Below are 16,708 nucleotides of genomic sequence, written 5' to 3' on the forward strand. Positions count from 1 at the left end.
CGTCAGGGTGTGGGAGTGCGTCGACCGCGCTCCGTTCGGATGCGCCGGGCAGCTGCGGTGACGCCAAGCGCTACCAGGATACCAGGCACTGTGAGTGCCAGAAGCGGCAGGGTACCGTACCGCAGAGATTCGGTCGTCGGAAGCAGGGGCGAGCCCGCCTCGGTCGGCGGCTCGGCCGGAGGCAGCGGCGGCACGGCCTCTGGCGTCGCGGTGGCCTGCGGCTCGGGATCCTTCGGAGCGTCAGCGCGCCGGTACACCCGCACCCACTCCTTCAGATCGCCCATCGGGTTGGCATCGACCTTCGGGACGGATGCCGTCACGGCCGCGTTCACGTCGAGAAGTCCGTATCCGTAGAGCGGATCCGGCTTCTCGCGCATCTCTGGAACCGGAACCGCGGTCTTGATCAGCCGGTTGATGACATTCGCGGCATCCAGCTCCGGATGCGCGGCGCGCACCAGCGCCGCCGCCCCGGCGACGATCGGCGCGGCGCCGCTCGTGCCGTCCCACCCGACGACCTGCCCGTCGGCTGCGATGCCGACCAGCGACTCGCTCGGCGCCATGATGCCGATCGTGATCCCCTGCGTCGACGCGCCACGGCTCGCCATTCCGGTCTGGTCGACGCCCCCGACCGTGAGCACGCCGGGGATCGTGGCGGGTGCGCCGATGATCGAGGTTCCGCTGTCGCGGTTTCCCGCGGCGGCGATCACGACGACATCATGCTCGTAGGCGTACAGGAACGCCTCGTCCCAGCTCTTGTCCCAGTCCAGGGTGTTGGTGGTGAAAGACAGGTTGATCACATCGGCGCCGTTGTCGACGGCCCACTTCATGCCCTCCGCGACCTGCTCGCTGAAAGGCACGGTCGACGAAGTCCCCGGAAAGCCGAGCGAGATCGACAGCAGGTTGGCCCGCGGCGCGACCCCGATCATGCCGGTGCCGTCGGGCTTGCCCGGTGCCGCGGCGACCGAGGCCACGAGCGTGCCGTGCCCACGGTTGATGACTCCCACCGGCGTCCGGCCGTCCGCGGTGCCCACCCCGGACATGTCCTTGCCGTCCTTGACCGCGCTTCCGAACACCCCGCCGGCCTCGCCGATCCCGGTGTCGAGCACTGCGATGGTCACGCCCTTGCCGCGCGTGACGCGCCAGGCGTCGCGGATCTTCGCGCCGTCGAGCCAGTACTCCTTGGCGCGGACTGGATCGCTCGGGTCGTCAGGGATCGGCAGCGGAGTCGGCTCCGGTGTCTCGGCCTCGGTCGCTGCATTCGACTGGGGGACGGTGTCAGCGAAGGCTGTCGCCGGGGTCACGGCCACGGCCGGCGCGGCACCGAGGATCGCGGACGCCGCCATCGCCGTGAGCACGGCAATGCCCGACAGCATCCGCAATCTCGTCATTCCGCCGTGCTCCCACGGGCCGCCCCCGGATCGGTGCACGCGCACCGCTCGGGCGACCAGCTGGAGCGCGCCAGCGCGGCGTCGCCGATCGGGTTCACGCCAGGGCCCGCCGCCAGGGCATGTCCGGCCAGAGCGTGCAGGCACTTCACGCGTGTGGGCATTCCGCCGGCCGAGATGCCGTCGATCTCCGGCACGTCGCCGAACTGCGCGCGGTCGGCGAGGTAGGCCGCGTGCGCGCGCTGGTAGGCGGCGGCGACGTCGGCATCCTCTTCAAGCAGGTGTGCGAGTTCGGGCATCACCTGGGTGGCCTCGAGCGTCGACATGGCCGCTGTCGCGGCAGGATGCGTGAGGTAGTAAAACGTGGGGAACGGCGTGCCGTCGTCCAGTCGAGGCGCCGTGGCGACCACGGTCGGGTTCCCGCAGACGCAGCGTGCGGCGATTCCGACGACCCCGCGGGCTGTGCGCCCCAGCTGGCCGGAGACCGCGTCGATCTCGGCGGTGGTCGGCGTCTCGTAAGGCGGTGTCGTCACCTGACCAGCGTACGGGAGCGAGTCTGTGTGCTGACTCAGCGCGCCGGGGCCTGAACCGCGGTCTTGGCGAGCCCCGCCGAGGTGAGGCTGCGCAGCAGCTGGGGCATCCAGTCGGATGCGCGCTCCTGCAGCTCGTCGCTGACCTCGTCCTGCTCAGGAGGGAGATCGGCGGGGTCGAGATCGAAGTCGATGAGGTAGGGAACCTGCCCCGGTTTGACGTAGTACAGGCGCTCGCGGGCCTGGGTCGTGATGTAGGCGGGGTCGTCCCACCGCGCCTGCTCGCGTTCGAGTTCGGCGATCTGCTCCTGGGTGACCTGCACCGAGTGCTCGAGCGCCGAGATCTTCTGTTTCTGGTCGAGATAGGTGCCGATGGTGGGCACCAGCACCCAGGTCCCGAGCACGACGAGCGAGAGCATGATCGCGGCGAAGGCGGAGAGGCGGATGCCACTGGCCCACTCGCGCACGTCCACGGCGCGGCCCGCGATGCTGCCCCGTGCACCGTCGCTCGACTGTGCACCACGGCGCGGACGCGTCGGCGTCTCCTCGCGCGCAGGGGACGACGAAGGGGGAGCCGGTCGTCGTGCCATGCTCCCCCTCCTTCGCGTGTCTCGGCTGCTGTTCAGTGGTTCCTGTTCAGCGCTTCGGGTTCAGCGGTTCGTGCGCCTCAGCGACCGAAGCGCGGGAACGCCGATGCACCGGCGAAGACTGCGGCGTCGCCCAGGTCCTCCTCGATGCGCAGAAGCTGATTGTACTTCGCGACGCGCTCGCTGCGAGCGGGCGCACCGGTCTTGATCTGGCCGGCGTTGGTCGCAACGGCCAGGTCGGCGATCGTGGTGTCCTCGGTCTCACCAGAGCGGTGCGACAGCATCGCCGTGTAACCAGAGCGCTGCGCGAGGCTGACCGCGTCGAACGTCTCGGTGAGCGTGCCGATCTGGTTCACCTTCACCAGCAGCGAGTTGGCGACACCGCGATTGATGCCGTCGGCCAGGCGGGCGGGGTTGGTGACGAACAGGTCGTCGCCGACCAGCTGCACCTTTTCGCCGAGCGCCTCGGTGAGCAGCTTCCAGTTGTCCCAGTCGTCCTCGGCGAGCGCATCCTCGATCGTGACGATCGGGAAGTCGTTCACCAGTCCCTGGTAGTACTCGATCAGCTCGGGGCCGGTCCAGTCCTTGTTGTCGAGGCGGTACACCCCGTCGTTGAAGAACTCGGTGGCGGCGACGTCGAGACCGAGCGCGATGTCCTTGCCGGGGGTGAAGCCGGCCTTCTCGATCGCCTTGATGAGGAACTCGAGGCCCTCGCGGTTGCTGGGCAGGTCGGGGGCGAAGCCACCCTCGTCGCCGAGGCCGGTGGCGTAGCCGGCGGCCTTCAGCTCGCCGCGCAGCACGTGGTAGGTCTCCACGCCCCAGCGCAGCGACTCGGAGTACGTGTCGGCACCGATCGGCGCGAGGAAGAACTCCTGCATGTCGATGCCGTTGTCGGCGTGCTCGCCGCCGTTGATGACGTTGAACAGCGGAACGGGCAGCAGGTGCGCGTTCGGGCCACCCAGGTAGCGGTACAGCGGCAGGTCTGCCGAATCGGCTGCGGCCTTGGCGACGGCCAGGCTGACGCCGAGGATGGCGTTCGCGCCGACGCGCTTCTTGTTGTCGGTGCCGTCGACCTCGTTGAGGATCTCGTCGACGATGCGCTGCTCGCTGGCCTCGACACCCTCGATGGCCGGGCCGAGCTCGTCGAGGACTGCCTCGACGGCCTTCAGCACGCCCTTGCCGCCGTAACGGCTCTTGTCGCCGTCACGCAGTTCGTATGCCTCGAAGGCACCGGTGGATGCGCCGGAGGGAACGGCTGCGCGCTGCACGACGCCGTCATCGAGGAGCACCTCCACCTCAACGGTCGGGTTTCCGCGCGAGTCGAGAATCTCGCGTGCGCCTACTGCCTCGATAAGTGCCACAGGTGTGCTCCTTTGTCGGAGGGGAAAGGGTTCGTGGAGCGACGTCGATCCGCGGCCCAGTCTAGCCCGGGCTGTTTTCAGGACCGAGCCCCGCGTCACAGGGAACGGCGGAGTCAGACGATGACAGCGAGGGCGAAGCCGTCCCAGCCTTTGAGGCCGACAGTCTGCAGAGCGGTCGCGTCGAAGCGGGGGTCCTCCCCCAGCATCCGAAGCGCGTCGCGGGTGCCGACGACCATCGGGTCGGCGCTGCCGGCGTCGACGATGTCGCCACTGCGACCGATGTTGTCGACGATGACGACCGTGCCGGGATGCCCGAGGCGCGCCGCCCAGTCGAGGTAGATCGTGTTCGACTCCTTGTCGGCGTCGATGAACACCAGATCGAACCCGCCGACCAGCGTCGGCAGCACGTCGGCGGCACGGCCGATGCGGATGTCGACTCGCTCGCCGACCCCTGCCGAGTCGATGCTGGCGCGGGCCACGGCGGCGTTGGCGGCCTCGGCCTCGATCGTGGTGACACGGCCGGTCTCGCCGACGGCACCGGCCATCCAGATCGTGGAGTAGCCGCCGAGCGTGCCGATCTCGAGCACGCGCTTCGCGCCGCTGATGCGCACCAGCAGGTTCAACAGCTTTCCGGCGACGGGTGCGACCTCGATCTCGGGCAGGCCGGCCGCCCGCTGCGCGGCGAGCGCGGCTTCGAGCGCCGGGTCGTGCCCTACGAGCGTCTCGGCGAGGTAGTCATCGGCGGCACGCCAGTTCTGCGGAGTGGATTCGACCATGTCTTCAGCCAACCCCGGGGTGCGTGCCGCGGTCAAGGGCTCGCGGCCACGATCTGCGTGCGGCGCTGGGTCAGACGGCAGGCGGCAGTGTGGATGCCGGGTACTTCGGCGGCCTCGGCGCTGCGAGCGGCGGCTGCTTGCGGAACTGCCCTGTCAGCAGCAGGACCACGATCACGAGGCCTCCGACGATCCAGCCCGAGGCACCGAGTGCGAGCGCGAGCGCCGGGTCCATCGTCGCGCCGGCGGCGCTGAAGACGATCGGCAGACCCGCCGTGGCGTTGAGCGCGCCATGTGCGAACACGGCCGGCCACATCGAGCCGCTGCGCAGACGCAGCAGGCCGAGCAGGACACCCCACACGATGCATCCTGCGGTCATCAGCAGCACCCCGGTGAGGTCGGTGCGGCCGAAGTTGTAGCCGAGCAGGATGATCGGCGCGTGCCAGAGTCCCCAGATCGCACCGCTGATCAGCAGCGCGGGCCACGTGCCGTACCGGCGCAGTGCGGGCACGAGGAATCCGCGCCAGCCGACTTCCTCGCCGAAGGCCGCGACCGCGTTGATGGTCGCCGCGGCGAACGGGATGGATGCGAGCTGCGCCGCGAGCAGGATCCACGGCGCTGGCAGCTCGGTGCCTGCAGGAACGCTCTGTCGCAGCAGCTGCTCGAAGCCGGACAGCCCCGCGAAGTCGGCCGTGAGCCAGCCGAATGCGGCCGCGACCAGCAGCGCCGCGATCACCACGGCTGCAGCGCCGAACAGCCCGATCACCATCATCCAGACGACCCGCTTCGCAGGCCGAAGCGGCCACATGCCGAGGAACCGCAGCCGCTCCCCCTTGGGGATCGGCTTCAGCACGACCATCACGATCAACAGGGCGATCGCCGGCGTGTACATGATCACCGGCAGCAGCAGTCCGGCGTACGGCTCGGCCAGGCCGTGACCGAGCCAGAGCGGCAGCGCGATCAGCCAGGCCAACCCGCAGGCCAGCACGATGAAGGTGATGATCGCGCCGAGGCTGACCGTGACAGGGGCAGGCTCCGGCCTGCGCTGGTCGGGGTGCGTCATGATTCTTCCTCCAGGTCAGTTCGTCTGCGCTGTCGTTCCATGGCCCGCTCGCGCAGGCTCTCCAGCACGGCGGCCGCCTCGCGTGCACCATCCACGGTGACCACGAAGACCTTGCCTCTGCTATCGGTCACCTGCAGCGCCTCGCCAGCGCGCAGCACGACACCGCGCCGCCCGTCGACGCCGATGCGCCAGCCCCATCCGCCGAACTCGGCCATCGGGGCGATCTGAACGACCTCGATCCTCTCGATGCGGTCGAGCGGGATGCGGGTGTTCGGCCACCCGAGGATGGAGCGCACCTGGAGCCCACCGTCGCTCACCTGAACCCGGAAGACGAGCATCGTGGCGACCAGAACCAGCAGCAGGGCGGTCGTGCCCAGCAGGATCCATCCTCCGCCCGCTTCCTGCGCGAGGATCACGAAGGAGAGCACGAGCATCAGCAGCATCGTGCCGACCAACCCGATGGTCGCGCCCCGTGCCATCTTCGCCGTCCCGAACCAGGCCGCTCGCTCAGCGCACTGGAGGGTGATGCCCGCGACCTGCGCGCCGGCCTCTGCGGCGCGCTCCGGCGAGCGCGGCTGCAGGAACCAGCCGAGCGCCGTGCCGCCGAGGAGCAGGACGAATGCGATCGGAATCCAGCGACCGATGTCAGGCGTCTGCGTCGCGTCGGCGAGTCCGCGCTGCAGGCCCGCCGTGACCAGTCCGATGTACGAGATGAACAGCGCGATGCCGAGCCCCATGCCGCCGAGGAAGCGGGAGGTCGGACCCCACGCCTGAACCTGCTGCGTCGTGCTGCTCTGCGGCATGCGGTGTCCGAATGCGCCGATCAGCGCCATGAGAGCGACGGTGCCGCCGCCGACGCCGAGCGGCAGCGCGATCGCCGCCCACTTCGGTGCGAAACCGTCGACGCCCGAGGTACCCCAGTGCGTCGCGATGGGGTCGGGGAGCTCGGGCAGCCAGGTGGCGATCACCGCCGCGGTGATGAGCAGGATCGCCACGGGGATGATCACCCCCACCCAGAAGAACGCGGTGCGGGATCGCCGGATGTCATCGGTCATCGTGTGTCTCCTTCATGAGCGAGGCCAGCGTGGTCGAGGAGATACCGAGCGCCGCCGCGCGGCGCATGAGGTCGGCGACGTCGCCGGCGAGTTCGGCGAGCGGTGCGGCGGATGCTGACACCACGGCGCCACGTCCCCGACGCAGGTCGATCAGGCCCTCGTCCCGCAGTTCCTGGTAGGCGCGCAACGCCGTGTGCACGTTGACGTCGACAGCATCCGCCACCTCGCGGGCTGCCGGCAGCCGGTCACCTGGACGCAGCCGCCCGGCCAGCACGTCACCGCGCACCGACGCCGCGATCTGCTCGAACAGCGGGCGTGTGCTCTCTGGGTCGATCCGGATCAGCATCTCGCCTCCTACACGCTTACTCTAGTGCAACTAGAACAATTGTGGAGCGCATCCAGTCGATCATGCATGGCGCACGCCCGACCGGCAGACTGACCGACATGCGCATCACCCCTCGTCGCCTCGCCCTCGGAATGAGCCTGTGGATCCCGAACCTGTTCAGCGGCATCCGCGTGCGCCGCTACAGCGACGACTGGACGCACGCGACCGTCGAGCTGCACGTGAACCTCTTCACCCGCAACTATGTCAAGACGGCGTTCGGCGGCTCGATGTCGGCGATGACAGACCCGTACTTCTTCATGCTCGTGATGCATCAGCTCGGGCGCGACTACGTCGTGTGGGACACCGTCCGGGAATTATTGCGCCAGATGCATCATTCGTCACCACGCCGTACGGCCTAGCCGCCGCATCTCGCGGCGACCATGCCCTCCTGATCTGGAGTTTCCTTCCAACCTACCCTAATGCAATAATGTTGCTTCTAATGCAACAAGGTTGGAGGGGTTGTGGATCCTGTTCCGGGTGCTGCGAGCCTGGTCTTGGTGAGGGGAGTTAGTTACCTCGATGAGGCGGCTGCCGTTTTCGAAGCAATGGTGGAAGGGTGGTCCCGCCAGCAGGCCAGTCGACGACTGCAGCCGTCGACGATCAGTGCACGGCTGAATCTGATTCGACGGTTCCAGCGTTTCACGGAGGAGTATCCGTGGCTGTGGAGGGCGCAGGACGTCGAAGACTTCACTGTCTCCCTGATGAGCCGGAATCGACTGAGCACCAGCACGATCCGCGGCTACCACCTCACGTTGCGGCAGTTCTGTGACTATCTGACCGATCGTCGCTATGACTGGATGACCGAATGTGAACGGCGATTCAGTTCCGTTCCTACACAGGTGTGCCATGAGTGGAACACCGTGGTGCATCTTGATGAGTACGAGGGACGACCGGCCCGCCGCCCATTGACCTACGACGAGCTCGAAACGCTGTTCGGCCATTGCGATGACCGTGTGGAGCAGATTGCACGGACTGGTCGTAAGGGTGCGTTAGCCGCGATGCGTGACGCGCAGATATTAAAGACCACCTATGCGTTCGGACTCCGACGTCGCGAGGTGGCCAGGCTCGATATCGCCGATCTGCGCGTGAATCCGCAGGTACGGGAGTGGGGTCAGTACGGCTCATTGCACGTTCGATATGGGAAAGCGGTGCGCGGCGGTCCTCCACGACGTCGCACGGTGCTCGCGGTTCCAGAGTTCGACTGGGCATTGGACGGTCTGCGACAGTGGGTCGAGGAGGCGCGCCCGAGGATGGATCCCCGCGCGCATCCCGCGGTCTGGATAACCGAACGCAACAGCCGTGTTTCGGTCCGATATCTGGATATACGTTTCGCCGAGCTCCGCGCCGGTGCAGGTCTGCCTGCTGAGCTCACGTTGCACTGCCTGCGCCACTCGTACGTCACCCACCTGATCGAGTTCGGATACGCGGAGCGATTCGTTCAAGAGCAGGTGGGCCACGCGACGGCATCGAGCACCGTGATCTACGCTTCCGTCGGCAGCGACTTCAAGAACCGCATCCTGGCGGACGCGCTGCATCGTGTCTACGATCCCGCGAAAGGTCGCCGCTGATGATCAAGAAGATGAGCGCACGCTGGAAGCTGAGGGAGCTGATGGCATCGCAGGGATGGTTTCAGACCACAGATCTCGTGCCGCTGCTCGCAGAGCGCGGCATCCACCTCTCTCGAGAGCAGGTGTTCCGGCTGGTGACGAAGCCCCCTCAGCGCCTGAACATGGATGTGCTGGTCGCACTTTGCGACATCCTGTCCTGCACACCCAGCGATCTGATCGAAGCGGTGGAAGATCCCGTGACGGTGCAAAAGACCGGGACGGATGAAGCCCGCGGCATCGGAGAGCTGCGCCCGATTCCGGCTCGGATCCGCAGGCCCGATCAGACGTGAGCGAATCCCGTCGTCGAGTTTCGGACCGTGAGATCACCGAGATGATCATCGCGATCGTGACGGACGCGAACACGGGATTGGATCGCTCCGTCGTCCGCGAAGTCACGCTCACCGTGGCAACCCGACCGAACATGCGCGGACGCCTTCTTCGCACGCTCGAAGAAGCCTCGGCTCCGCTGACGTCTCCGGGTTCAGGGATGCCTCGCCAAGCGCAGAGGTTTCTGCGCGCCCTCATCGACGCAGGCGCCCAGGGTTTGCGCCTCCCGGTCTGCCAGAACTGTGCGCTGACTCGACCGATCAGTCATTCCCTGAACGATGGCCGAAGAGTGTGCGGGCCCTGTCACCGAGCCGCGCGAGCAGTCGCTTGTGGGAAGTGTCGTAATCACCGCTTTTGCTCGTATCGACTCGATGGCACGCTGGTCTGCGCACCTTGCTACTCGGCCGACCAGCGGAACAAGGTGACGTGTGCGTCGTGCGGACGTCTCGACCGTCGAATCGCTCGCTCGGAAATCGGGGTGCTCTGCCCGCGCTGCGCACCCCGCCCCGACCGCGCGTGCTCCAGATGCGGGATGTCCAGGCCAGTCAAAGGGACGCTGCAGAACCAGCAGTTCTGCGCGCCCTGTTACAACCGGATCACCACGACCGCCTCAGGATGCCCCGAGTGCGGTCGGTTCCGCATCCTCGCCTACCGTGGCGTCGACGGAGTGTTTCTCTGCGCCGAGTGCGCCGGACAGCCCGTCAGATTTGCCTGCAAGACGTGCGGAGGCGAAGAGCATCTGGTCGGCCGCAACTGCGCCCGCTGCGTTCTCACCGATCGAATGACTGCGCTCATCACGGCGCCCTCCGGTGAGGCGCATCCTCAGCTGAAGCCTGTGCGCGACGCCGTCCTTGCCCGCAAGAATCCGCGATCGGCGTTGAGATGGGTGGCACGAGCGAGCGCCACCAGCATCCTCAAGAGCATGGCTGACGGGCGCACCCAAATCAGCCATGAAGGCATCGACTCCTTTGCTCGCAGCGCTTCCCGCGAGTATCTTCGAGACCTTCTCATCGCGAGTGGCGCCCTCGCGGCTGAGCCTCGCGAGCTCCGCGACACGCTTGAGTGGATCGATGGTTTCCTCACCGACTACGCCGGCCCCGACCGGCATGTGCTAACGGCCTACTCCCGATGGAACGTCATCCGTAGGGTTCGAGCGCGTGCGGCGCGGGGCAAGTTCACCAGCAGCGCCGCAAAGAACGTACCGCCGCACCTCCGCGTGCTCGGCGATTTCATGATGTGGCTCGCTGAGCGACGAACCGACCTCGCGACGGCACGCCAGGCCCACGTCGACGAATTCCTCACGACCCACCCGGAGGGCGCAAGACACCTACCGCAGTTTCTCAAATGGGCACACTCAAGCGGCCGCTGCGGCCCGCTGACATCGCCTACCTATCGTTCGCAGCAGCCCACGCCGCAAGTCCCTGCTAATGAACACTGGGACACCGTCGAACGGCTGCTCCACGACAACAGCATACGAATCGACACGCGCATCTGCGGCTTGTTCGTGTTGCTGTATGGTCAGCGTCCGTCCCACATATGCCAGTTGACTCGTGATCTCGTCGTCGTCAACGAAACGAACGTCCTGGTCCGCTTCGCTGCCGATCCAATCGTGTTGCCTCCTGGCGTCGACGACCTGTTCCGAGAACATCTGAGTACGCTCGAAGATGAGCCCACTCCCTGGCTCTTTCCCGGGCGCAATCCCGACCGTCCCATCGTCGAGGCTGGCCTAAGTCTCCGGCTGCGAGACCTTGGCATCTCACCGCAAGCCAGCCGAACCACGGCCATGATGCAGCTTGCTGCCCAACTCCCGGCCGCGGTACTCGCAGGCTTCCTCGGCATCCATCCGCAGACCGCCGTCGCCTGGAGCAAGATCGCCGCAAGCGATTGGAGTACCTACCCGGCGTTGCGGCTGACCACAATACACTAAGGGTTGCCTCCCGGACTCTGAGCCGCAGTTCCAGACGCTGGTGCGTGCGACGGAAGCAACCGCAGGGCGCGGCGTACTGTCTTTGTCAAAGCGATACACGACCAGGATGGCGGTCGAATGTTCCGGTGTCCCGTTCACGAGGACCCGAGCCTTCTCCAATGTGACAGTCTGCTGGGTGGACTCTCGCCAAGTAGCTCACCCAGGCAGCCTGGACTTCCCCCGTCATCCAGTACAAGTCTGCAGTGTCGCTGCATGGGCCCCGACCTAAGGGACCGATTCGGCCCGCTCTGGTCTCAGTCCATGCCGAGGTGCTGCTTGACCTTCTCTTCAGGCGAGATGTCGGCGGCATCGGAGACGAAGTCGATGTCGACGCTTGTGATCTCGCCGGTGAATGGGAAGCCGCGCTTGTCACGGTAGGAGTCCACTACGGGCGAGCCGGTGTTGATGCCGACGCTCATGCTCTCCACTCCGAAGCGCGCGCGCACCTGCTGCGGGATGTCGAGGTGACCGACCTTCTCGCCGTCGATCACGAGGTCGAGCTCGGCGGGGCCGCCGGGAACCTCTCCGACTGAGCGGAACTCGAACCCGAGCGTGGTCTCGCCGGTAGGCACGTCGATGTCGGACTCCACCTCGTAGCGTTCAAGGTTGAAGAAGTTGTAGTGGTAGACGAGTTTGCCGTCACGCACGAACAGCGCCCAGCCTGCCGGGTCGCCGCCGACATGGAACAGCACGCCCTCGGCCCCGCCGTCGGGGATCACGACCGGAACCGTGACGTTGTGATCGACGTTGTTGGTCTTGGGACCGCTGCCCTCGGGCAGCCGCACCAGTCCGGGCGGGAAGCTGATGTGCGTGCGACCGAAGAAGTAGCTCGGCCGCAGGCGCACGTCAAGTCGCTCGGCGAAGCGGTCGTCGAGCGGGAGCACGTCGTGTTTGGCGGCCTCGACGGTGAACAGCGTCTGCAGTTCGGCCAGCTTGTCGGGGTGCTCCGCCGCGAGGTTGTGCGCCTGCGAGAAGTCGTCGGCGATGTTGTACAACTCCCAGGTGTCGTCGTCCCAGGAGAACGAGCCCGCCCCGATCCACGGCAGCCGGCCGTGACGGCAGGATGCCATCCACCCGTTGTGGTAGATGCCGCGGTTGCCGTACATCTCGAAGTACTGGGTGGTGTGCCGGCTCTGGTCGGGGTTCGAGTTGAACGTGTAGGCGAACGAGGTGCCGTCCATGGGCTTCTGCGGGACCCCGGCGATCATCGAGGGTTCGCTGATGCCGACGACCTCGAGGATCGTCGGTGCGACGTCGATCACGTGCGAGAACTGGAAACGGCGTTCTCCGGTGTTGCGCACGTGTTTCGGCCAGTGCACGGCCATGCCGTTGCGGGTGCCACCGAAGTGCGAGGCGATCTGCTTCGTCCATTGGAACGGGGTGTCCCCGGCATGCGCCCAGCCGACCGCCATGTGCGGCGAAGACCCGGGCAGGCCCCACTCGTCGATGTGCGGCAGCAGGTCCTCGATCTTCTCCTGGTAGCCGTTCAAGGTGTGGATCTCGTTGAACGTGCCGATCAGGGTCCCCTCGGCCGAGGTGCCGTTGTCGCCCATGATGTACAGGAACAGGGTGTTGTCCAGTTCGCCCATCGCATCGAGCTCGTCGACGAGCCGCCCGACCTGATGGTCGGTCGCTGCCAGATAGTCGGCGAAGTTCTCGAACTGGCGGGCGAACAGCCTCTTCTCCTCATCGGTGTGGTCATCCCACGCCGGGATTTCAGCGTGGCGCTCGGTGAGGTCGGTGCCCTCGGGAATCACGCCGAGGTCGAGCTGCCGCTGGTAGACCTTCGCCCGGTACTCGTCCCACCCGAAGTCGAACTTGCCCTCGTGCCGGCCGCGCCAGTCGAGTGGCGGATGGTGCGGGGCGTGCATCGCACCGGGCGCGAAGTAGGCGAGCACCGGGCGGTCGGGGGCGATGGACTTCTGGGTGCGGATCCAGTGGATGCAATCGTCGGTCAGGTCCTCGGTGAGGTGGTATCCCTCTTCGGGCGTGCGGGGCGGCTCGACCGGCGTCGTGTTCCGCGTCAGTTGCGGGTAGAACTGGTCGGTTTCCCCGGCGATGAAGCCGTAGAAGTAGTCGAAGCCCATGCTCGTCGGCCAGTTGTCGAAGGGGCCGGCCGGGCTCGTCATGTTGTCGGGCACGTTGTGGTTCTTGCCCCACCAGCCCGTGGCGTAGCCGTTCAGCGACAGGATCTCGGCGAACGTGCCGCAGCTCTTCGGGATGATGCCGGTGTAGCCGGGGAACCCCGTGGCCTGCTCGCCGATGACGCCGCTCGCCGCGGTGTGGTGGTTGCGACCGGTGAGCAGCGCCGCACGCGTCGGCGCGCAGAGCGCCGTCGTGTGGAACTGGCAGTACCGCAAGCCGTCATCGGCGAGGCGGTCGAAGGTAGGTGTGTCGATCAGCCCGCCGAAGGTGCTCGCCAGCCCATAACCGGCGTCGTCGATGAGCACGACCACGACGTTGGGCGCGGCGTCGGGCGCCGCCTGCGGAGGCGGGAAGTCGGCAGTCGAGTCCTTCGCGTAGGTCTCGATGCCGACGTTCGGAAATCGGTATTCCGGTCGCGGATAGGTGTCCCGATCGACCTTCAATTCGAACCCGGAATCCTCTGTCGACATTGTGACGCTCCCTTCCAATATGCAGCGGCAATCGCAACCACGCCTTCGACCCTATCGACCGGCATGCGACCCACGCCAGAGGCACAGACAATGCCGCCTTACTCGCCAGGGAACTGCTGTCGTGCGCTGCCGCCCGGCAACAGAGGGGGTGAGTGGCGATCCGCATCATTTCGGATGCGCGCGTGCTCGTGGAATATGTCACAGTTCGAATATGAATGGTCCGCCAGTACGCGGCGAGATCGAGTTCATCAAGCCGGGGCGAGGAGTGCTCACCGCTCACTTCCATGTTCCACCCGAGAAGGCGCAGGAGCTGCGCGAGCGCGCCGAGGGCGGAGCGAAGGTGCTGGAGTGGTTCGAGACCGAGATCACGGACGCCGCCGGAGATGTCGTGGCTCGCGTGCGCCGCGAGGTCTATGTGCGCGAGAAGAAGCGGGTGACGGATGCCAGGGGCTCAGCTGACTGAGCAGCCTCACCGGATCGTCGGTCCGGCGAGATGCATCCCCTGCCCGACCTCGTAGGCCCCGCTCAGCCAGCCGCGGAACGTGTCGTCGAGCTCGTCGACGGCGGCGATGCGGAAGTGGTGCACGAACAGTCGCTTGCCGTACGGATCGGAGCGCACTCGCCGCGGATCATCGGGGATCTGCCGCGGCAGGTCGAGATACACCTTGAGGTGTGTCGCACTCAGCGCCGCGCCCGCAAACCCTCGGCGCTCCCCCTTCAGCGTGATCGCCGACTTCGAGACGGCATAGGTGAACGGCCCGCACTCCTCCGCCATCGTGATGAAGCGCCGGTACAGCGCGACGATCTGCGGCGGCCGACCGGACAGGTGCTGCTCGACATCCCCTTCCCGGCTCTCCATGGCGTGATGCTATCCGTGACCGGGGACACGACTGGGAGCGCGGGTCGACACCGGCTCAGTCCGCCGAATCTGCGACCGGGATGCCGATGTCGCGCACCAGGTAGATCCAAGGGAAGGCGCGGCAGCCGATCTGCCAGCCGCTCTCGACCTCTCTCGCCGATGGCCCCCGCCACAGCGTGCGGCGATGCTCCCAGCGGGTGTCGGTGCGCAGCATCCGATGTGCGAGCATCCCCGCCTCGACAGTGTGCCAGCCCTCGCGACCGGCGAGCGCGAGCTCTGCCATCTCATCGAATGCGGTGACCGGACCCAGCCACCGCTCCGTGTCACTGTCGACCACGTCACCCTGCCCGCCGAATCGCTGCTGCGCCGCCTGACGACTCATGCCGAGGCGCTCGCCGATGCGCGCCCAGCTCACGCCGGCACCGCGCGCGGCGATGACGGCGCGATGCAGCATGCCCGCGGCCAGCTGCTCCGCGTGAGCGCTTGCGGTGATCACGGCGAGATGCGCGTCAGCATCGAGGCCGCTCGCGACGTCGGCGGCGGAGTCGGATGCTGCATCCTCGACACCCGCTTCAGTGAGGACCGCACGCGCGACGGCATCAGCCAGGTCGGTCACTGCACTGAATCCGCGCTCGGCCGCCAGCCGCTGCGCGACAGGGGTCGGCCGACTCCGTTCGCGTAGCCCCAGAAGTACACACTGACCAGCATCACGCCGATCCCGGCGCCCGTCGCCAGCCCCCCGCCGAATCCGGACCAGTCGAGTCCGGCGGCCAGGAGCACGGCGAGGAGTCCGATGACGATGCCGATGATCGCAACGATGCGGATGCGCGATATGGATGTGGCGGAGAGCGCCGTGGTCTTGGTCATTGCGTCAACCTATCGTTGACAGGGCTAGATTGTCAACGATCACTTGACAGACCTGCACGCCGGACACCAGGTGTTCACCATCCGGTGGCACGATGATCGAATGCCCCTCGCACGCCGTCTGAACCTCGTCGATGCCGTCGCCATCGGCCTCGGCTCGATGATCGGCGCCGGCGTCTTCGCCGTGTGGGCGCCGGCTCTCGGAGTGGCGGGGTCCGGCATCTTGATCGCCCTCGCAGTCGCCGCCGTCGTCGCATTCTGCAACGCGACCTCGTCTGCGCAGCTGGCGGCCGTGCATCCGGTCGCCGGCGGCACCTACGCATACGCACGGGCCGAGATCGGCCCGTGGTCGGGGTTCATCGCCGGCTGGTGCTTCGTGATCGGAAAGATCGCCAGCTGCGCGGCGATGGCGATGACCTTCGCCGCCTATGCCGCGCCAGAGGCATGGCGGACGCCGGTGGCGGTCATCGCGGTCGCCGCACTCGTCGCGGTCAATTGCTTCGGTGTGACGCGCACGGCACTGGTCACGCGGATCCTCGTCGTGGTCTCACTGATCGGGCTCGCAGTCGTCGTGTCGGCGGGGTTCACCGCGGCGCCGTCCGCCACCCCCGCTCCCCTGCCCGATGCCACCGCCTATGGAATCCTGCAGGGTGCTGGGCTGCTCTTCTTCGCGTTCGCGGGGTATGCGCGCATCGCGACCATGGGTGAAGAGGTCGTCGACCCGGCGCGGACCATCCCCCGCGCGATCGTGCTGGCGCTGTCGGGTGCTGTCGTCGTGTACGTGCTGGTGGCCGGAGCGGTGATTCTGACGCTGGGCTCGGATGCCATCGGCAGCGCGCATCCGGTCTCAGACGTCGTGGCCGTTGCGGGATGGACGTGGCTCGAACCCGTGGTGCGACTGGCCGCGGCGACCGCCTCGCTCGGGGCGCTGCTGGCTCTGCTGACCGGCATCGGGCGCACGACTCTGGCGATGGGGCGTGAAGGAGACCTGCCGCGGTTCCTCGCCAGGATCGATGAGCGCTGGCAGGTGCCGCGCCGCGCAGAGATCGTGATCGGACTGATCGTGATCGGCATCGTGCTCATCGCCGATCTGCGAAATGCGATCGGATTCTCGTCGTTCGGGGTGCTGCTGTACTACCTGATCGCGAACGCGGCGGCGTACCGCCAGACGGGCGCGGCGCGGCGCTATCCCCGTTTCCTGCAGATCGTCGGCGCACTCGGATGCCTGCTGCTGGCGAACACGCTGCCACCGATCGCCTCACTGGTGGGCTTCGCCGTGGTGCTCATCGGCGTCGGCTATCGGATGCTGCGGGTGAGGGTGACCCGCTGAG

General features: G+C 67.0%; 18 protein-coding genes. 6 read left to right on the forward strand and 12 right to left on the reverse strand.

What is annotated here, in order from left to right:
- Positions 1–2: 2 nt before the first annotated feature.
- From MNR00_RS12035 to MNR00_RS12070, 8 genes are all read right to left on the reverse strand, one after another.
- A complete protein-coding gene (locus MNR00_RS12035) occupies positions 3–1,388 on the reverse strand; it encodes a S8 family serine peptidase (protein ID WP_241926157.1) in 1,386 nt (461 codons plus the stop codon).
- Positions 1,385–1,918, reverse strand: a complete 534-nt coding sequence (locus MNR00_RS12040) for a DUF501 domain-containing protein (RefSeq protein WP_241926158.1) — start codon at positions 1,916–1,918, stop codon at positions 1,385–1,387. The genes MNR00_RS12035 and MNR00_RS12040 overlap by 4 nt, the downstream gene beginning before the upstream one ends.
- Before the next feature lie 35 nt (positions 1,919–1,953).
- The gene (locus tag MNR00_RS12045) at positions 1,954–2,505 is read right to left on the reverse strand and encodes a septum formation initiator family protein (protein WP_241926159.1); all 552 of its coding nucleotides are present in this window, start codon (positions 2,503–2,505) and stop codon (positions 1,954–1,956) included.
- Positions 2,506–2,582: 77 nt separating this feature from the next.
- Positions 2,583–3,863 carry a phosphopyruvate hydratase gene (gene eno / locus MNR00_RS12050; protein WP_241926160.1) on the reverse strand — a complete coding sequence of 427 codons (1,281 nt, stop codon included), beginning with the start codon at positions 3,861–3,863 and terminating at the stop codon, positions 2,583–2,585.
- 113 nt (positions 3,864–3,976) lie between these two features.
- The gene (locus tag MNR00_RS12055; protein ID WP_241926161.1) at positions 3,977–4,639 is read right to left on the reverse strand and encodes an O-methyltransferase; all 663 of its coding nucleotides are present in this window, start codon (positions 4,637–4,639) and stop codon (positions 3,977–3,979) included.
- A gap of 70 nt (positions 4,640–4,709) precedes the next feature.
- Complete coding sequence (locus MNR00_RS12060) at positions 4,710–5,699, reverse strand: CPBP family intramembrane glutamic endopeptidase (RefSeq protein WP_241926162.1); 990 nt, start codon at positions 5,697–5,699, stop codon at positions 4,710–4,712.
- Entirely contained in the window at positions 5,696–6,754 is a 1,059-nt protein-coding gene (locus MNR00_RS12065; protein WP_241926163.1) for a DUF1648 domain-containing protein, read from the reverse strand. The genes MNR00_RS12060 and MNR00_RS12065 overlap by 4 nt, the downstream gene beginning before the upstream one ends.
- Positions 6,744–7,100, reverse strand: coding sequence for a GntR family transcriptional regulator (locus MNR00_RS12070; RefSeq protein WP_241926164.1), 357 nt, complete (start codon positions 7,098–7,100; stop codon positions 6,744–6,746). The genes MNR00_RS12065 and MNR00_RS12070 overlap by 11 nt, the downstream gene beginning before the upstream one ends.
- 98 nt (positions 7,101–7,198) lie before the next feature.
- On the opposite strand from MNR00_RS12070, the gene MNR00_RS12075 reads away from it, so the two are divergent.
- From MNR00_RS12075 to MNR00_RS12090, 4 genes are all read left to right on the forward strand, one after another.
- Positions 7,199–7,498, forward strand: a complete 300-nt coding sequence (locus tag MNR00_RS12075; RefSeq protein ID WP_241926165.1) for a DUF4442 domain-containing protein — start codon at positions 7,199–7,201, stop codon at positions 7,496–7,498.
- A gap of 102 nt (positions 7,499–7,600) precedes the next feature.
- Entirely contained in the window at positions 7,601–8,707 is a 1,107-nt protein-coding gene (locus MNR00_RS12080; protein WP_241926166.1) for a tyrosine-type recombinase/integrase, read from the forward strand.
- A gap of 11 nt (positions 8,708–8,718) precedes the next feature.
- Positions 8,719–9,036 (forward strand): helix-turn-helix transcriptional regulator, encoded by a 318-nt coding sequence (locus MNR00_RS12085; RefSeq protein WP_241926167.1) that lies wholly within the window; start codon positions 8,719–8,721, stop codon positions 9,034–9,036.
- Between the two features lie 569 nt (positions 9,037–9,605).
- Positions 9,606–11,000 (forward strand): hypothetical protein, encoded by a 1,395-nt coding sequence (locus tag MNR00_RS12090; protein WP_241926168.1) that lies wholly within the window; start codon positions 9,606–9,608, stop codon positions 10,998–11,000.
- A 293-nt stretch (positions 11,001–11,293) separates the two neighbouring features.
- Here the strand turns inward: MNR00_RS12090 and MNR00_RS12095 are convergent, their stop codons facing one another.
- Complete coding sequence (locus MNR00_RS12095; protein ID WP_241926169.1) at positions 11,294–13,654, reverse strand: arylsulfatase; 2,361 nt, start codon at positions 13,652–13,654, stop codon at positions 11,294–11,296.
- A gap of 211 nt (positions 13,655–13,865) precedes the next feature.
- Here MNR00_RS12095 and MNR00_RS12100 point away from each other — a divergent pair, with 211 nt between their 5' ends.
- A complete protein-coding gene (locus tag MNR00_RS12100; RefSeq protein ID WP_241926170.1) occupies positions 13,866–14,117 on the forward strand; it encodes a DUF4442 domain-containing protein in 252 nt (83 codons plus the stop codon).
- Between the two features lie 6 nt (positions 14,118–14,123).
- On the opposite strand, the gene MNR00_RS12105 is transcribed toward MNR00_RS12100, so the two are convergent.
- From MNR00_RS12105 to MNR00_RS12115, 3 genes are read right to left on the reverse strand one after another with little or no spacing between them, the layout of a single operon-like run.
- Positions 14,124–14,513: a DUF5655 domain-containing protein gene (locus tag MNR00_RS12105; RefSeq protein ID WP_241926171.1), complete on the reverse strand. Its 390-nt coding sequence runs from the start codon at positions 14,511–14,513 to the stop codon at positions 14,124–14,126.
- Between the two features lie 55 nt (positions 14,514–14,568).
- Positions 14,569–15,129, reverse strand: a complete 561-nt coding sequence (locus MNR00_RS12110; protein WP_241926172.1) for a hypothetical protein — start codon at positions 15,127–15,129, stop codon at positions 14,569–14,571.
- A complete protein-coding gene (locus tag MNR00_RS12115; RefSeq protein WP_241926173.1) occupies positions 15,126–15,380 on the reverse strand; it encodes a hypothetical protein in 255 nt (84 codons plus the stop codon). The genes MNR00_RS12110 and MNR00_RS12115 overlap by 4 nt, the downstream gene beginning before the upstream one ends.
- A gap of 100 nt (positions 15,381–15,480) precedes the next feature.
- Between MNR00_RS12115 and MNR00_RS12120 the strand changes: the two genes are divergently transcribed.
- On the forward strand, positions 15,481–16,707 hold the full coding sequence (locus MNR00_RS12120; protein WP_241926174.1) for an amino acid permease: 1,227 nt from the start codon (positions 15,481–15,483) through the stop codon (positions 16,705–16,707).
- The last annotated feature ends 1 nt before the right edge of the window (position 16,708 follow it).

Origin of the sequence: Microbacterium sp. H1-D42 (assembly GCF_022637555.1) — a bacterium.
Lineage (GTDB): Bacteria > Actinomycetota > Actinomycetes > Actinomycetales > Microbacteriaceae > Microbacterium.

What these genes read in the sequence shown, in the direction of transcription:
- MNR00_RS12035 (WP_241926157.1), bottom strand. Translation starts at nt 1,388, where the DNA reads ATGACGAGATTGCGGATGCTGTCGGGCATTGCCGTGCTCACGGCGATG.
- MNR00_RS12045 (WP_241926159.1), bottom strand. Translation starts at nt 2,505, where the DNA reads ATGGCACGACGACCGGCTCCCCCTTCGTCGTCCCCTGCGCGCGAGGAG.
- MNR00_RS12055 (WP_241926161.1), bottom strand. Translation starts at nt 4,639, where the DNA reads ATGGTCGAATCCACTCCGCAGAACTGGCGTGCCGCCGATGACTACCTC.
- MNR00_RS12060 (WP_241926162.1), bottom strand. Translation starts at nt 5,699, where the DNA reads ATGACGCACCCCGACCAGCGCAGGCCGGAGCCTGCCCCTGTCACGGTC.
- MNR00_RS12065 (WP_241926163.1), bottom strand. Translation starts at nt 6,754, where the DNA reads ATGACCGATGACATCCGGCGATCCCGCACCGCGTTCTTCTGGGTGGGG.
- MNR00_RS12070 (WP_241926164.1), bottom strand. Translation starts at nt 7,100, where the DNA reads ATGCTGATCCGGATCGACCCAGAGAGCACACGCCCGCTGTTCGAGCAG.
- MNR00_RS12075 (WP_241926165.1), top strand. Translation starts at nt 7,199, where the DNA reads ATGCGCATCACCCCTCGTCGCCTCGCCCTCGGAATGAGCCTGTGGATC.
- MNR00_RS12085 (WP_241926167.1), top strand. Translation starts at nt 8,719, where the DNA reads ATGAGCGCACGCTGGAAGCTGAGGGAGCTGATGGCATCGCAGGGATGG.
- MNR00_RS12090 (WP_241926168.1), top strand. Translation starts at nt 9,606, where the DNA reads ATGTCCAGGCCAGTCAAAGGGACGCTGCAGAACCAGCAGTTCTGCGCG.
- MNR00_RS12095 (WP_241926169.1), bottom strand. Translation starts at nt 13,654, where the DNA reads ATGTCGACAGAGGATTCCGGGTTCGAATTGAAGGTCGATCGGGACACC.
- MNR00_RS12100 (WP_241926170.1), top strand. Translation starts at nt 13,866, where the DNA reads ATGAATGGTCCGCCAGTACGCGGCGAGATCGAGTTCATCAAGCCGGGG.
- MNR00_RS12105 (WP_241926171.1), bottom strand. Translation starts at nt 14,513, where the DNA reads ATGGAGAGCCGGGAAGGGGATGTCGAGCAGCACCTGTCCGGTCGGCCG.
- MNR00_RS12115 (WP_241926173.1), bottom strand. Translation starts at nt 15,380, where the DNA reads ATGACCAAGACCACGGCGCTCTCCGCCACATCCATATCGCGCATCCGC.
- MNR00_RS12120 (WP_241926174.1), top strand. Translation starts at nt 15,481, where the DNA reads ATGCCCCTCGCACGCCGTCTGAACCTCGTCGATGCCGTCGCCATCGGC.